This is a genomic window from Planococcus sp. FY231025 (genome assembly GCF_052078085.1).
Taxonomy (GTDB): domain Bacteria; phylum Bacillota; class Bacilli; order Bacillales_A; family Planococcaceae; genus Planococcus.
The window spans coordinates 537,254-552,226 of sequence record NZ_JBQJJG010000005.1 but is presented as its reverse complement, the minus strand read 5'-3'; the positions used below and the strand labels follow the sequence as shown (position 1 = coordinate 552,226).

At 52.5% G+C, this 14,973-nt stretch carries 14 protein-coding genes and 1 pseudogene; 13 read left to right on the top strand and 2 right to left on the bottom strand.

Annotated elements, in window-relative coordinates:
- Positions 1-81 precede the first annotated feature (81 nt).
- Entirely contained in the window at positions 82-1,011 is a 930-nt protein-coding gene (locus tag ACTL32_RS09135; RefSeq protein ID WP_441341147.1) for an MBL fold metallo-hydrolase, read from the top strand.
- 219 nt (positions 1,012-1,230) lie between these two features.
- Complete coding sequence (locus tag ACTL32_RS09130; protein ID WP_441341146.1) at positions 1,231-1,596, top strand: nuclear transport factor 2 family protein; 366 nt, start codon at positions 1,231-1,233, stop codon at positions 1,594-1,596.
- 71 nt (positions 1,597-1,667) lie between these two features.
- Here the strand turns inward: ACTL32_RS09130 and ptsP are convergent, their stop codons facing one another.
- Complete coding sequence (gene ptsP, locus ACTL32_RS09125; protein ID WP_441341145.1) at positions 1,668-3,380, bottom strand: phosphoenolpyruvate--protein phosphotransferase; 1,713 nt, start codon at positions 3,378-3,380, stop codon at positions 1,668-1,670.
- Positions 3,377-3,646 (bottom strand): phosphocarrier protein HPr, encoded by a 270-nt coding sequence (locus tag ACTL32_RS09120; RefSeq protein ID WP_204890645.1) that lies wholly within the window; start codon positions 3,644-3,646, stop codon positions 3,377-3,379. The genes ptsP and ACTL32_RS09120 overlap by 4 nt, the downstream gene beginning before the upstream one ends.
- A 179-nt stretch (positions 3,647-3,825) precedes the next feature.
- On the opposite strand from ACTL32_RS09120, the gene ACTL32_RS09115 reads away from it, so the two are divergent.
- The 11 genes and pseudogenes from ACTL32_RS09115 (at position 3,826) to ACTL32_RS09065 (ending at position 14,893) form a co-directional block, all read left to right on the top strand.
- Positions 3,826-4,578, top strand: a complete 753-nt coding sequence (locus ACTL32_RS09115; RefSeq protein WP_441341144.1) for a DeoR/GlpR family DNA-binding transcription regulator — start codon at positions 3,826-3,828, stop codon at positions 4,576-4,578.
- A complete protein-coding gene (pfkB, locus tag ACTL32_RS09110) occupies positions 4,575-5,507 on the top strand; it encodes a 1-phosphofructokinase (RefSeq protein ID WP_441341143.1) in 933 nt (310 codons plus the stop codon). The genes ACTL32_RS09115 and pfkB overlap by 4 nt, the downstream gene beginning before the upstream one ends.
- Positions 5,504-7,420, top strand: a complete 1,917-nt coding sequence (locus tag ACTL32_RS09105) for a PTS fructose transporter subunit IIABC (RefSeq protein ID WP_441341142.1) — start codon at positions 5,504-5,506, stop codon at positions 7,418-7,420. The genes pfkB and ACTL32_RS09105 overlap by 4 nt, the downstream gene beginning before the upstream one ends.
- A 187-nt stretch (positions 7,421-7,607) precedes the next feature.
- The gene (locus tag ACTL32_RS09100) at positions 7,608-8,840 is read left to right on the top strand and encodes an AI-2E family transporter (protein WP_441341141.1); all 1,233 of its coding nucleotides are present in this window, start codon (positions 7,608-7,610) and stop codon (positions 8,838-8,840) included.
- Between the two features lie 439 nt (positions 8,841-9,279).
- Entirely contained in the window at positions 9,280-10,002 is a 723-nt protein-coding gene (locus ACTL32_RS09095) for a 3-ketoacyl-ACP reductase (RefSeq protein ID WP_441341140.1), read from the top strand.
- Positions 10,003-10,074: 72 nt separating this feature from the next.
- Complete coding sequence (locus ACTL32_RS09090; RefSeq protein WP_441341139.1) at positions 10,075-10,587, top strand: SRPBCC family protein; 513 nt, start codon at positions 10,075-10,077, stop codon at positions 10,585-10,587.
- Positions 10,571-11,092 carry an SRPBCC family protein gene (locus tag ACTL32_RS09085; RefSeq protein ID WP_441341138.1) on the top strand — a complete coding sequence of 174 codons (522 nt, stop codon included), beginning with the start codon at positions 10,571-10,573 and terminating at the stop codon, positions 11,090-11,092. The genes ACTL32_RS09090 and ACTL32_RS09085 overlap by 17 nt, the downstream gene beginning before the upstream one ends.
- A gap of 137 nt (positions 11,093-11,229) precedes the next feature.
- Positions 11,230-12,081, top strand: a complete 852-nt coding sequence (locus tag ACTL32_RS09080) for a phosphotransferase family protein (RefSeq protein WP_441341137.1) — start codon at positions 11,230-11,232, stop codon at positions 12,079-12,081.
- Between the two features lie 67 nt (positions 12,082-12,148).
- On the top strand, positions 12,149-12,817 hold the full coding sequence (locus ACTL32_RS09075) for a YIP1 family protein (RefSeq protein WP_441341136.1): 669 nt from the start codon (positions 12,149-12,151) through the stop codon (positions 12,815-12,817).
- A gap of 241 nt (positions 12,818-13,058) precedes the next feature.
- Positions 13,059-13,517 (top strand): annotated as a pseudogene (locus tag ACTL32_RS09070) (NUDIX domain-containing protein); the annotation flags it as partial.
- Positions 13,518-13,582: 65 nt separating this feature from the next.
- Complete coding sequence (locus tag ACTL32_RS09065; protein ID WP_441341135.1) at positions 13,583-14,893, top strand: GNAT family N-acetyltransferase; 1,311 nt, start codon at positions 13,583-13,585, stop codon at positions 14,891-14,893.
- Positions 14,894-14,973: the final 80 nt, after the last annotated feature.

The following is a 14,973-nucleotide window of genomic DNA, read 5'->3' as shown; positions in this document are numbered from 1 at the left end:
TCGTCTATTCATTTGCCTCAGCCGCAATGAATGGTAGAATATTCTTATTATTCATTATTACATAATAAAGGGGTTTGGTGAATGGCTAAGCAGTTGAACGGACGCATCTTCATTATTGACGGTTTCGATTTAGGCATTGCAGAACGCACGGGCACATACGTCATTGATGAAAAGGAACTGACACTGGTTGATACAGGGGCGAGCCCGTCTGTCCCGCACATCAAAAAAGGGCTGAGCGAGCTGGGGTATTCGCTTGAACAGGTGAAATACATCATCGTGACGCATATCCATTTGGACCATGCAGGCGGGACGGGCTTGCTGCTCCAGGATTGCCCGAACGCCAAAGTGGTCGTCCATCCGAAGGGCGCCCGGCACCTTGCTGACCCGAGCCGGCTGATTGCGGGCGCCAAGGCGATCTACGGTGATAAATTCGCTGACTTGTTCGATCCGATTGTGCCGATTCCGAGTGAAAGCATACTCGTGAAAGGGGAAGGCGACACCTTGGAAATCGGGCCGGAATGCACTTTGAAATTCTGGGACACACCGGGCCACGCGAAGCATCATTTCGGCATTTATGACCCTGTCAGCAACGGTATGTTCGCCGGTGATACTGTCGGCATCCGCTATCCTCAGCTGATAGAGGAGGGCATCCCTTTTTTCCTGCCTTCGACGTCTCCGAACCAGTTTGATCCGCAGGCGATGCAGCAGGAGATCGACCGTTTTCAGGCGGCCAATTTTGATGCCATCTATTACGGGCATTACAGCATGGAGAAAGAATCCAAAGAAGCGCTCCGGCAAGTTGCGGAATGGCTGGTGATTTTCGTGGAAGAAGCGGAAGAAGCCTTCCAAAAAAGGCGAGAGCCGTCAGAGCTGGCCCTGCGATTGCAGGAGCAGGTGCGTGGTTATCTGCGTACAAAAGGCGTGCCGGACAGCCATGAAGTCTATAATATGATCAAGCTCGACACGGAAGTGAGCGCGATGGGTTTGCTCGACTACCTGGCTGCGCGCTAAGCGGTGCAATAGTAAAGGAAGCGCAAAACCGGCAGTGGGAGACAAAAGGTTTCAGCTGCTGGTTTTGTTTTGCGGCATTCTCGGCAAAAGCGCAGGTTGGGTTGAATATGCTCTGTGATCGCTGGCAGATTCCTTCCTACTCATTTATTTCGAAGGGGATTGAAGTTTTCCGAATCGGGTATTTAGTTCAATAAGCATTTCCAAAGGAGGAAACAAACAATGGCAGATAAAAGCGCCGAGAAGTTTTTCCGCGAAATGAACGTGGCTTTCGTAATTGGGGACGTTGATTTCCTGTCGCGCCACCTTGCAGAGGATGTCGTTTGGGACCGTGAAGGAAGAGATACAATCGAAGGGAAACAGGCATTTCTGGCACATGTCGAAGAAATGGACATCAAGGACGATGTAGAGATGACAATCGATGAAATTGATATCAATGGCTCGGAGTCGGCAGTGTCAGGAAAAATGACCGTCAAGCACAACGGCGGAAATGCAGAACAGTATGCGTACCGGGACGTCTACCAAGTAGCCCCTGGAAACGACCGGGTGATCAAAAAGCTGGTTTCTCAAATGAAGGAACTTTCTTGACAGCACCGATTTAGCCGAAACAAAAGCGCTCAAGGATAGCCCTTGAGCGCTTTTTTGCTTTCATGATGATGCTATAGGAGTTTTTCCACGTAAGCTTTCACTTCATCAGCTGTTGCCAAAGAGAGGATGGCTTCGCTATGGGCGGCCATGTCGCTCTTGGACAATTGGCTGATCTGCTCGCGCGCTTTCAGGATGGACGAAGCACTCATCGAGAATTCATCCAGCCCAAGGCCAAGCAGGACAGGGATGGCGATTTCATCGCCCGCCATTTCGCCGCACATGCCGGCCCATTTGCCTTCTTTGTGCGCAGCATCGATGACCATCTTGACCAGGCGCAGGATTGCGGGATTATACGGCTGGTACAGGTAAGAGACATTTTCATTCATCCGGTCTGCAGCCAGCGTATATTGGATCAGATCATTTGTTCCGATGGAGAAGAAGTCGACTTCTTTCGCGAATTGGTCAGCCATAACAGCGGTGGACGGGATCTCCACCATGATGCCGATTTCTATCGACGGGCTGAATGGGATCCCTTCCTCGGCCAGCTTTGCCTGTTCTTCAAGGAACAGCGCTTTGGCCTCCCGGAATTCTTCAAGCGTTGCAATCATCGGGAACATGATCTTCAGATTGCCGTGGACGCTTGCGCGTAGGAGTGCACGCAGCTGGGTGCGGAACATATCGGGCCGTTCCAGGCAAAGCCGGATGGCGCGAAGGCCGAGGAACGGATTCTGTTCTTTCGGCAGGTCCAGATAGGAAAGTTCCTTGTCCCCGCCGATGTCGAGCGTCCGCACGACCGTCGGTTTGCCGCCCATCGCCTTCAGGACTGCCGAATAGGCTTCGGTCTGTTCCTGTTCTGTCGGAAAATCATCGCTTCCCATATAAAGGAATTCCGTCCGGTACAATCCGACGGCTTCTGCACCATTTTCAACGGCACCGGCAGCGTCTTTCGGCGATCCGATGTTTGCGGCCAGTTCGATAGAAACCCCGTCGGAAGTGACGGTCGGTTCGTGTTTCAATTTGGCCCATATTTCTTTTTGCTTTCGGAAAGCCGCTTGTTTCGCCTCGTACCGTTTTACCGTTTCGTCATCCGGTTCGATGATGACCGAACCTTCGAGCCCGTCCACGATGATCAATGAACCGTTTGCAACACTTTCCATCGCTTTTTTCGTGCCGACAACAGCCGGAATTTCAAGCGTCCGCGCCAAAATAGCTGAATGCGACGTGCGTCCGCCGATGTCCGTGATAAAACCCTTAACATATTGCGGATTCAATTGGACCGTATCGGAAGGCGTCAAATCTTCTGCGATAATGACGACTTCTTCTCGGATAAAGCTCGGGTCCGGAATGGAAACGCCAAGCAGGCGGGCAGTCACACGTTTGGTCACATCGCGGATATCCGCGGCACGTTCTTTCATATAATCGTTTTCCATCGCTTCGAACATGGCAATGAACCCATCCGCCGTTTCTTTCAGAGCGTATTCTGCATTGACGAGTTCCGATTCGATTTTTTCATTGACCGGTCCGACAAGTTCCGGATCGTTCAGGACCAGAAGATGTGCTCCGAAAATCGCTGCTTCTTTATCGCTGATCCCTTGTGCAGTGGCTTTTTGGATCGCCTCGAGCTCCGAGACGGCCTCCGCGCGTGCCGCAGCGAAACGTTCGATTTCCTGGCCGGCATCGCCAACGGTCTTCTTAGAGGTGTCCAACACGGGTGTTTCGAGTCTGAACGCTCTGGCAATTGCTATACCATCTGATGCCGCAATCCCGGATAGGGTAGACGTCATTGGTTTGAGAGCCCCTGTGCTGCCATAACTTCAGTGATGGTTTCGATTGCCTGTTCTTCGTCTTCACCATTTGCGGCAATGGTTACAGTCGAACCGGAAGACACTCCGAGTGACATGACGCCAAGGATCGATTTCAGATTGACGGTTTTGCCGTTAAACTCCATCGTAATGTCCGATTTGAACTTGCCTAGCGCGCCTACGAGTGCGGATGCCGGTCGTGCGTGGATGCCTGCTTCGTCCGTGATAGTGAATTGTTTTTCTGTCATGTCAATTTCCTCCTAGTGTTTTGATTGATATTGGATGAGTCTTAATTCGTTCACGACGGCTTTTGGATGAAAAATAAAACCTTTTGAATGAATTTGACTGCTTATGAATGATTATGATTGATTTTGGAAGCGATTTCAAGTAATATCGATTTAACAAAAATAAAAAGAAGGTGCAGCCAATGTTAACGAATGAGCGGCATGAATTTATTTTGAACTTGCTCGAAAAAAAAGGGACCATCAAAATCCAGGACATTGTCGACCAGACGTCCGCATCTGAATCCACCATCCGGAGGGATTTGACGGAACTTGAAAGCCAGAACAAGCTGGAGCGCGTTTTCGGCGGGGCGGTTCTTCCGGGACGGAATTTGACCGAGCCTTCGATCGAGGATAAATCGGACCGCAACCAGGCGGAAAAAATCCAGATTGCAAAACTCGCTGCTTCGTTCGTCCAGGACGGAGATAGCATTTTCCTTGATGCCGGCACGACCACTTTCCAGATGATCCCGTTTTTAAAAGGTAAAGATGTTGTTGTCGTCACTAACGGGCTGACGCTTGTCGATGCACTTGATGCGCACGGGATTACGACTTACTTGACCGGCGGAAGGATGAAACCGAGCACCGGTGCACTGGTCGGCGCTCAGACCATCCAGTCGCTGAAAAACTACCGTTTCAACCTTTGCTTCCTAGGGGTCAACGGTTTCCACCAGGATCTCGGCTTTACGACGCCGGACCCGGAAGAAGCGGCTGTCAAACGGGAAGCAAGTACACTGGCCAGGGAAACTTATGTGCTGGCCGACCATTCCAAAGCGAACAAGGTGAGTTTCGCCAAAATCATGGAGCTGGATGAGGCATTCCTCATCGTCGACGGCTTGCCGCCGGGGCTTCTGGATGCACTTGAAAAGAAAACGATTGTAAAGGTGGGAACCCGATGATCTATACGTGTACAATATCACCTTCCCTGGATTACACCACTTATTTGGACGGCTTCGAAGTCGGCTCCTTGAACCGTACGTCCGATGTTTATTATTACCCTGGCGGTAAAGGGATAAACGTGTCACGTGTGTTGGCGCGCCTCGGAACAGGAAGCAAGGCGCTCGGATTCACCGGGGGCTTTACAGGACAGTATATAGAAGACTTTTTGAAAGAGGAAGGCATTGAAACCGACTTCATCAAAACGGATGGTATCACTCGCATCAATGTCAAAATCAAATCCGGCGTCGAAACCGAACTGAACGGGCCGGGTCCGGAATTGGACGCACAGCAATTGATGCAATTAAAGGAAAAAGTGGAAGCGATGCAGCAGGGGGATTGGCTGGTCCTTGCAGGGAGCTTAGCCGGCTCGATTGCGCCGGATTATTTCACCGGACTGGCAGAGTTGTGCCGGAAGCAGCAGGTCCGCTTCGTCGTTGATACATCCGGCCCGGCACTCAAAGATCTGATCCGTTCATCCCCGTTCCTGATCAAGCCGAATTTGGAAGAGCTCGGCGAGTTGTTCGGCCAAACCATTGCGGGTCCGGATGACGCCTTGTCGTATGCGCGCGAGCTCAACCGTATGGGCATTGGGCATGTCGTGGTTTCGATGGGCGGCCAAGGAGCGCTGCTTGTTGCAGATGGACTGGCCCTGCTGGCAGAGGCGCCGAAAGGGAAAGCGGTCAATACGGTAGGCGCAGGCGACTCGCTTGTGTCCGGATTTATCGCTTCCTACGCGCTCCATGAAGATGCGGAGCGGGCGTTCCGCTACGGTGTTGCAAGCGGCAGCGCCACGGCGTTCAGCACAGACCTCTGCACGAAAGCGGCGGTAGAGGACTTGCTCGCAAAAGTCAAAATCACCCCAATACAAGAGAAGGATGTGGCAAAATGAAAATCACCCAATTGTTGACTGAAGAAACAATCGTCCTTGATGTCCAGGCCCGTTCCAAAAGCGATGTGCTGTCGGAACTGATCGGCCAGCTGGACCGCGCCGGCAAACTGAATGATCCTGCAGCGTTCGCCCGCGACATCCAGGCGCGCGAAGACCAGAGCACGACGGGCATCGGGGAAGGAATCGCCATTCCGCATGCCAAATCCGCAGCGGTAAAATCCCCGGCAATCGCTTTCGGCCGTTCGGTGGAAGGACTTGACTACGATTCGCTTGACGGGCAGCCCGCCCATCTGTTCTTCATGATCGCCGCCAGTGAAGGGGCGAATGACGACCATTTGGAAGCCTTGTCCCGGCTCGCGACATTCCTCATGGACGAAGCGTTCCGCAGCCGGATCCTGGCAGCGGGTTCAAAAGCGGAAGTCCTGCAGGCGGTCACCGATAAGGAACATGAAACTGAGGGCCCGGCAGCGCCCGAAGAAGAACACACCGCACCAGCCGGCACCGGCAAACGGATCCTTGCGGTCACAGCTTGCCCGACCGGCATTGCCCATACTTATATGGCAGCGGAAAAACTCAATGACCGCGCCAAAGAGCGCGGCATCGACATCAAAGTTGAAACCAACGGCTCAAGCGGCGTCAAGAACCGCCTGACCGATGAAGACATCGCAAATGCAGATGCAATCATCGTTGCAGCAGACACCAAAGTGGAAATGGCGCGTTTTGCTGGAAAGCCCGTCATCCAGACAGCGGTCGGCAAAGCGATCTATGAAACGGACAACCTCCTTGACCGTGCGCTGGCCGGCGATGCGCCGCTTTACAAGCACGATAAGTCGAAAGACGAAGCGTCGGATTCGGATGGCAAAGGCGGTTTCTACAAGCACTTGATGAACGGCGTTTCCAACATGCTGCCGTTTGTTGTCGGCGGCGGGATCCTCATTGCGCTGTCGTTCTTCTGGGGCATCAACGCAGCGGATCCGGACAGCCCTGAATACAATGCGTTCGCCGCCATGCTCAGCACGATCGGCGGCGGCAAAGCGTTCTACTTGATGGTTCCTGTACTGGCCGGCTTTATCGCGATGAGCATCGCTGAGCGCCCCGGTTTTGCACCGGGTATGATCGGCGGTTTGATTGCCACTACCGTCACCGGCGTTGAAGAAGCGAGCGGCGGTTCCGGTTTCCTTGGCGGCTTGATCGCCGGTTTCCTGGCCGGTTATGTCACGCTTTTCGTCAAACGCGCGTTTGCCGGCTTGCCGAATTCGCTTGAAGGCTTGAAGCCGGTGCTGTTCTATCCGGTGTTTGCGATTGCCATCACCGGCATCATCATGATGCTTGTCAATCCGCAATTGACGAAAGTCTATACCGCCATCGCCGCTTTCCTTGAAAGCCTGGGCGGAACGAATCTTGTCCTGGTCGGACTGCTGCTCGGCGGCATGATGGCGATCGACATGGGCGGACCGATCAACAAAGCGGCCTACACGTTCGGCATCGCGATGCTGGACGCTGAAAACTTCGTCTTCATGGCTGCAGTCATGGCAGCGGGCATGGTTCCGCCGCTTGGCATGGCGCTTGCGACGACATTCTTTAAGAACAAATTCTCCAAACCCGAGCGGGAAGCCGGCAAGACCGCTTATGTGCTCGGTGCCTGCTTTATCACAGAAGGCGTCATTCCGTTCGCCGCGGCCGACCCGGCGCGCGTCATTCCGGCTTCAGTTGCCGGGGCTGCGGTCACCGGTGCGCTCGTCATGCTGTTTGATATCGGCTTGCGTGCACCACACGGCGGCATCTTCGTCATCGGACTTGTCGACGGAGCGGCGATGAACATCCTGCTGTATATCCTGGCAATTCTTGCCGGAGCGGCTGTGACTGCTGTTGTAGCCGGATTGCTGAAAAAGAAAGTCGCTGTCGCGGCTTGACCGAAACAGAAAAAGCCTGCATCCCGAATAAATGGATGCAGGCTTTTCTTGTGAAATTTTTTATGCCTCTAGCCGGATAAAGGAAGAAGCTGCTGCCATATCGAATTAAGAGATATAAACAAAAGCACAGAGGGGCCTTATTCCGTAATGTGAAGGGAATGCCATGTGCATGGAGAGGTGGTAAGCGATGGAACCGGAAAAAGAACGGCTGACGGCGAAAGCGGTCGCCACATGGTTTTGGCGCTGGGTCTTGAACAATAAAGTGGTGGCCATCTTACTGGTTTCGCTATTGGTGCTGCTGAATCTTTTCCTCTTGACAAAAGTCCTGTATCTGCTGGAGCCGCTCAAGGGCTTTGCATCCGCTATGGGGTTGCCGATCGTCATGTCCGGCATTTTGTACTACCTGCTGAATCCGCTGATCGACGGGCTCGAGAAAAAAGGGGTGCCCCGCATCTCGGGCATCCTGATCGTCTTTCTGCTGCTCGCTGGCCTGATCGTCTGGGGCATTGTCAGCCTTATTCCGATTCTCCGGGAGCAGGTCCTGAGCCTGCTGCTCAATTTCCCGGATTATTTGTCGACATTCATCACCCAGCTCAATATGTTCCTCCGGAGCGATCTTTTGACGCGCATCCAGGAACAATTGCTGGGGGACACCGGTACGCTCGCAGAAACGATCTCGACCCAGGCTGAAGGGATGATCGATTCGGCCATCAGCAACCTCGGCAGCATCTTCGGCACATTGACGTCGATCGTGCTCGCCGTCATCACGACGCCGTTCATCCTGTTCTATTTGCTGAAGGACGGCCATAACCTGCCGTATCATATCATGAACATGGTGCCGTCGAAAATGCGGGAGAAAACCTATGTGCTGCTTCGCGAGACCAACCTCCAGATCAGCCAGTACATACGCGGCCAGCTCCTGGTGGCGTTTGCGGTCGGCGTCATGTTTTGGCTGGGCTTTCTGATCATCGGAATGGAATACGCGCTGATCTTAGGCATCATGGCCGGCGTGCTGAACTTGATCCCTTTCCTTGGAACGTTCATCGCTTTTTTTCCGATCATCATCGTCGCGATTGTCGTCCATTCGCCGATTATGCTGGTGAAAGTGCTCATCGTCTTTACAATCGAACAGACGCTTGAAGGCCGGGTCATTCAGCCCTTGATCCTCGGGAGCAACTTGAACATCCATCCGGTGACCATCATCGCGGTCCTATTGACTGCCGGAAACCTCTTCGGCATTCCGGGTGTCATCCTCGGCATCCCGGCCTATGCCGTGCTGAAGGTCTTTTTGGTCCATGCGTTCGTCTGGTACCAATCGTATACGGGGCTATATGCCGATCATTTCAACCCGGCACCGAAGCCGGTCGTGTCAAAAAAGAAGAAGAAAAAGCAGTTGGAGTTCCGCCGGAAAATGAAGTAGGAGAACGAAAATAAAGGAAGTTGAAGGCCAAAAGATATGGTAAGATAATGAAAGGCAATTGAAAAGGGTACTCAAGGGTGGTCGGCCATCCCCGAATGAAAGGGGGTGGTGCGGATGACAGTGTTCGAGGCATTGATGTTTGCAGTAACGTTTGCAAGCCTGGTGCTCGCCGTAACGTCATCAAACCAAAAAAAATAACCCGCCCTTGAGTTGGTAGCTCTGCGGGTTATCCTTATGAAGAAACCTTGAGGCTGATCTCCCTTGGGGAGGACCTATTGATTGCTTGCCGTCCGGTGTTCGCGCACCGGCGGTTTTTTTATTCTTATTAGTTACTATATACCCTTGAATCCCAAAATTCAACCAGACAGCGGCAACTTTGCGTTTCCGCCAGGCTTCGGTCAAAATAAAAGGTAAAGACATGATGGAAGGTGGAAAAACAATGGCACAATCGTTGAACGGGAAAATCGCTTTTATCACGGGAGCCGGAAAAGGCATCGGACGGGCAGTCGCCCTCGGATTGGCAAAAGAAGGCGTCCACATCGGGCTCATCTCCCGGACAGAGGAAGATCTGCAGCAGGTCGCTGAAGAAGCAGCAGCGCTCGGCATCAAGACCGCTTACGCCACAGCGGATGTCTCAGACCTGGTGCAAGTGGAAAATGCCATTTCATCCCTGACGGAGCAGCTTGGGCACACGGACATCCTCATCAACAATGCCGGCATCGGCAAATTCGGGCCGCTGCTGGAAATCGATCCGGCTGACTGGAAAAAAGTCATCGATGTCAATTTGATGGGCATGTTTTATGTCACCCGCACCGTGCTGCCGCAATTGATCGAAAAAAACGGCGGCGACATCGTCAACATCTCCTCGATGTCCGGAGTAAAAGGAACGGCGGGCTCAAGCGCGTACAGCGCTTCGAAATTCGGCGTCCTCGGGCTTTCGGAATCGCTGTCTCAGGAAGTGCGCAAGCACAATATCCGGGTATTCGCGCTGACGCCGAGCCGGGTGATCACCGAGTTTGGCGGAAATGCCGGAAAACCGGATGCGAGCGAAGAGAAATTCATGCAGCCGGAAGACATTGCCGAATACATCGTCGCCCAGCTCAAACTGCATCCACGGATCTTCATTCCGTCCTCGAGCCAGTGGGCGACCAATCCGTTCTAAAGGGTTCGGGAAATCAAACCGCCTCAGATAAACGATCGATAATCGGAAAGCCGGAAGAAAGGAGGGGGCAAAATGGTGAAATGGCGAGAGGAAACGGTCATCAACGCAGAGATTGAAACGGTGTGGGCACTATTCCTCGACCGCAACATGAAGAAAATCTTCCCGAAGCTCGAGGACCATGTGCTGGTTGAAGGGACGGACGACGAAGCGGGCGCAAAGCACGCCCAAAGTTTCCTGCAAGGCAGCCAGCTGATGACCTATGTTGTCGAAACGCTCGCGTTTGAAGACACGCCGGAGCGGAAGCAGCGTACAACCAGTTTTTTGATGAACGCTTCGATTTCCGTCGTCTACTCGTTTACGCTTGAAAAGCTGGAAGAAGGAAAAACCCGCTTCATCTATGCGGGGTCGAATAAAGGCGTGACCGCCTCAGCGAAGATGATGCTGCTTGCAGGCAGCAAAAAAGTGCGGCAGGAGACCATCCGCGCATTCATGGAGCGGGTTAGCGAAGAAGCCATGAAGCTTCAAGAGCAAGGCGAAGGGTCGATTAGCGGGAAGGGGGAGCCGAAAAATGATCGAATGGAATGAACAGCGGGTGATCGATGCAGATATCGAGACCGTCTGGAACTTGTTCAAGGACGAAGAAATCCGTCGGATCATGCCGAAATTGGAAAAGCACGTGCTTATAGAAAAACGGCAGGACGAAGTGGGGGCGAAACACGAGCAGACGTACCGGGAAGGCAAGCGCCTGGAAACCTACATTGTCGAGACCCTGGCCTATGAAGATGCGATTGACCGGAAACACAAGCGCCTGCATTTTGTGCTGGCTAAAATGTTTGATGTCCACCTATCGTTCACGCTGCTGAAAATAAGCGAAGGGCAGACGCGCTTCATTTACCGCGGGTCGAATGAAGGCATCAATTTTATCGGCAAGTCCATGCTGAAGATGGCCGGACCGAAAAACAACCAGGCGACCGTAGGGGATTTCATGGACCTGGTGGAGAAAGAAGCGATGAAAGGTTCAAGCGGCCGGCAGGACAGTTCAGGTCCGGCAGCGGGGAAAAACAGCAGGCCATCCGAAAACCACACTTGAAAAAGGGTGCAAAACCGGAGCGGCTCTTGGTGGCAGTGTTCGATAAAGAGGCCGGCACGGCCTCCTATAATAAATGTATGTTATTACATAAGGTATTAATACCAAAAATCAAAACCGGCAACAAGAAAGGAAGCGAGATGGAAAAGCACATCGACTTTATCCGGCGAACAGGGATCGCCGCGCAAAATCCTGATATCCAACGGGAAACCGGCGGATGGGACAACGATTTGTATATCGCCGACGGCCGCTGGGCATTCCGTTTTCCTAAAAACAGTGAAGTCCAAAAACGGGTGGCGGCTGAAATCGGCGTACTGGAAGGGCTGAGAAAATCAGGGGAGCCAGTCTTGAAAGTTCCAGCCTACCAGCCATGGTACGGCTCAGATGGAAGCCTCGTATGTGTCAGCTATGAATTTATCGAGGGCGCGGCGTTCAGCGGGAATGTACAAGAACAGACAGAAGAAAATGCCCGGAAACTGGGGCTCTTTCTACGGCAATTGCATGGCATCGAGCCGCCAGCCGGTTTGGCCGGCCAACGAAACAAGGCTTATTGGGAAGAATTCCGCCAAAGGGTTGAAAACAAACTGCTTCCAAAGTTGTCTGTGCCGGACCAACTTGCAGTGCAGACGGTCTTTTCGGAATTTCTCGCTTCTTACAATGAAGAAGTGGGGAAATGCCTTCTCCACGGCGACCTGACTGCTTCGAACATTATCTGCCAGGGAGGGGAAGTCACCGGCATCATCGATTTCACTGATGCCCATATCGGAGATCCGGCATTCGATTTTGCGGGAATCTACTGGGCGTGCGGTCCCCGTTTCACTCGGCAGGTCCTGCGCTTTTACGGGGGTACACAGCAAATGGAACTTTTCAGCCAGGTGCGGCAATTTTACGGCCTCCAGCCGGTCTTCCATGAACTGCTCCATGCTATGGAGTCGGGAAGAACGCCAGAATGGGAAAATGCGCTGCGTAAATTCCATCATTTGAAAAAATAAAAGAATGGACGAAACCATTCCGTCACGGTTCCGTATACCATATTAGAAAGAAAGAGAGGGAAATGAAATGAAAGAAATCACAGAAAAACACATGGCCGAAAAGGTCAATCCGTTTACAGCGATCTGGCTGCAGACGAGAAAAGCCGTGCGGTATGTAATTGATGCAAAATCGGCCGGATACGCCATCGCGTTGATCCTTCTTGCAGGCATAGGCAGCGGCTTAATGGGGATGCAAAGCTCAGGCCTGAACGATTCGATCCCGACGTGGCTGATCTTGCTCGGGGCATTGCTGCTGTTTCCAGTGATCAGCCTGGCGAGCGCTGCCGTCATTGCAGCACTTTATCTGGTGGTGGGCAAATTATTTAAAGGCACCGGCACATATATGGACTTGTTCAAAACTACGGGGGCGGCCATGATCCCTTATATTTGGCTCGCACCGCTGCTGATCCTGTGGATCTTGGTTTCCCCTGATACCTATTTTGCAGATCCGTTCGCAGCATCGCAACCGGGTGGGGGAGCGATTGCGGGAGCCGTCCTGTATGGAGTGGGCGCAATGATCATTGCGATCTGGAGCATCATCATCCACAGCAAAGCAATCGGGGAAGCACACCGGTTTTCTGCCTGGAAAGGGTTTTTCACCCTGATGATTCCGGCCGTCATTTTCGGGCTCGTCATATTTGGCATTGTGCTGCTGTTCATCGTCTTGATTGCGGGAGCCACTATATACGGCGGTTAAGAGAAGGCTTTGGCCTTCTTTTTTTAATTGCAAAAGTACATGTAGAAAACTACATAAAGATACATCTTAAAAAACCAAACCGTAACAAGAAAATAACAGCCAAAGAGCATTTTATCAAAGATCACGAGGGGAGAGAATAATAAAAATCCTTCATTTAATAAGTTCTTCCGGTTCTGCTTATACCCAATGACAAGTCCGACAGAGATTAGTAAGATGGATTTAAGCATAGGGGGAATCGTCCGTGGAAAATCAGCATCCGAAACACATCGTTGCCACTTCAGCGTATGTTGAAAATGAAAAAGGCCAGGTTCTGCTTGTTAAAACACACTTCAGGCCGGATACTTTTGAATTGCCGGGCGGCCAAGTCGAGGAAGGGGAAGCACTGGACCAATCGGTCGAACGGGAAGTGTTTGAAGAAACCGGAATCAGGATCCGGCCGCTTGGCATCACGGGTGTTTATTATAATGCCAGCCTGCATATTCTTTCTGTCGTCTTCAAAGCGCAATACATAAGCGGAACGCTCAAGCCCCAGCCGGAGGAAATCAAAGAAGCGGTGTTTGCCGAATTGGCCCCGGAAACCATCGCCCACTGGATCACCCGGCCGCACATGCAATCGCGGACACTCGATGCCCAGAAAGCGCAAAGGTTCGTTCCTTACGAAACATGGGAAACGGATCTCTATCACCGGATTGGCCGGCTTGCCGAAGACCTGCAGCAATCAGCAGCGGATCCGGGCAAAAGCGGCTCTGAGAAGGAGAGAAATTCATGCTGAACATCTATGAACAGGAAGAAGTGATTTGCGCAGAAGGCACGCTCGGCCAAGGGCGCAAAGTGTTTGTTTACTGGGTCGATGGCATGCTCATCGATACGGGGGCGGAAAAAATGCAGGAAAGCCTAATACCATTCTACAAAAAGTATGGATTTGACCAGGTTGTATTGACCCACAACCATGAAGACCATACCGGAACGGCCGCCTGGATCGAAGAACATCTGCAAAAACCGATCTTCGTCCACCAGAACGGTGTGGCGCTTTGCCGGCTGCCCGGGGAATATCCCAAATACCGGCAACAGACATGGGGCGGCCGCATAGCCTTCTCACCGCTCCCGCTCCCGAAAATTGTCCAGTCCCGGCACCATACTTGGAAGGTGATCTATACGCCCGGGCATGCCGGCGACCACACCGCTTTTTACAATGAAGCGACCGGCCAGCTGTTTTCCGGGGATCTGTTTGTTTCCCCGAAAACCAAGGTCATGATGGCGACCGAATCGGTGCCTGAAATCAGGGAGTCGCTGAATAAACTTCTGGCCACGGATTTCCGTTCGCTTTATTGCAGCCATGCCGGATATTTACCGAATGGACGCGACATGCTCCAAGCCAAGCTTGAAAATCTCGAAAATTTGACCGAGGCAACGATTGATCTCGCGCAAAAGGGATTATCCGCTTTGGAAATCAGGGACCGTCTTCTGCCCGGCGCTTATCCCATCATTGCTTTTTCAGAAGGGGAATGGGACTCGCTGCATGTCATCAATTCCATTCTCCAGGAAGGCCGCCCGGACAGAGGGGCTGAAAGCAGAGACAACGTAGCTGAAACAGCGCGTCTTGTGTTAAAGGTATTTACGCCGGAAGATGCACATGCCGCGCGTGATTTTTGGGGCGATGAAGAAGTGATGAAAGCCTCAGGCGGCGCAACGCCCCATTCCGCCTTGCCGCAAGTGCTCGACGGATACCGGAAATGCCAGCTGGAAAAAGGGCTGTCCGTTTACGCTGTCGTGGAAAAAAGCACTGGGGAAGTAATCGGCGCTGCAGGATTCAACATAACGGAAAGCGACGGCCGTGCGGAATTGATCTATCATTTTTCCCGGAACAGCTGGGGCAAGGGCTATGCTACTGAAGCGGTCAGTGCATGCATCGGACTGGCCCGGCAGCACCCAAACACCCATCTGGTCCATGCATCAGCCGATCCGGCCAATCAGGGCTCGCTTCGCATTCTGGAGAAGACAGGGTTTCGGTCCATCGGCATGAAATGGTTTGATGATACCCTGCAGCACGAACCGTATTACGAACTTCCCGTATGAGCCTTTTGCGCCCGCAAAAGGCTTTTTCTTTTCCTTCTTCTCCTCCGGGCGTTTCTATGGGAATAACTTTGCTATACTGA

Excerpts from the sequence above, each read along its gene's own strand:
- ACTL32_RS09130 (WP_441341146.1), top strand. The coding sequence starts at position 1,231 with ATGGCAGATAAAAGCGCCGAGAAGTTTTTCCGCGAAATGAACGTGGCT.
- ACTL32_RS09090 (WP_441341139.1), top strand. The coding sequence starts at position 10,075 with ATGGTGAAATGGCGAGAGGAAACGGTCATCAACGCAGAGATTGAAACG.
- ACTL32_RS09095 (WP_441341140.1), top strand. The coding sequence starts at position 9,280 with ATGGCACAATCGTTGAACGGGAAAATCGCTTTTATCACGGGAGCCGGA.
- ACTL32_RS09075 (WP_441341136.1), top strand. The coding sequence starts at position 12,149 with ATGAAAGAAATCACAGAAAAACACATGGCCGAAAAGGTCAATCCGTTT.
- ACTL32_RS09105 (WP_441341142.1), top strand. The coding sequence starts at position 5,504 with ATGAAAATCACCCAATTGTTGACTGAAGAAACAATCGTCCTTGATGTC.
- ptsP (WP_441341145.1), bottom strand. The coding sequence starts at position 3,380 with ATGACGTCTACCCTATCCGGGATTGCGGCATCAGATGGTATAGCAATT.
- ACTL32_RS09085 (WP_441341138.1), top strand. The coding sequence starts at position 10,571 with ATGATCGAATGGAATGAACAGCGGGTGATCGATGCAGATATCGAGACC.
- ACTL32_RS09135 (WP_441341147.1), top strand. The coding sequence starts at position 82 with ATGGCTAAGCAGTTGAACGGACGCATCTTCATTATTGACGGTTTCGAT.
- ACTL32_RS09115 (WP_441341144.1), top strand. The coding sequence starts at position 3,826 with ATGTTAACGAATGAGCGGCATGAATTTATTTTGAACTTGCTCGAAAAA.
- ACTL32_RS09100 (WP_441341141.1), top strand. The coding sequence starts at position 7,608 with ATGGAACCGGAAAAAGAACGGCTGACGGCGAAAGCGGTCGCCACATGG.
- ACTL32_RS09065 (WP_441341135.1), top strand. The coding sequence starts at position 13,583 with ATGCTGAACATCTATGAACAGGAAGAAGTGATTTGCGCAGAAGGCACG.
- ACTL32_RS09080 (WP_441341137.1), top strand. The coding sequence starts at position 11,230 with ATGGAAAAGCACATCGACTTTATCCGGCGAACAGGGATCGCCGCGCAA.
- pfkB (WP_441341143.1), top strand. The coding sequence starts at position 4,575 with ATGATCTATACGTGTACAATATCACCTTCCCTGGATTACACCACTTAT.
- ACTL32_RS09120 (WP_204890645.1), bottom strand. The coding sequence starts at position 3,646 with ATGACAGAAAAACAATTCACTATCACGGACGAAGCAGGCATCCACGCA.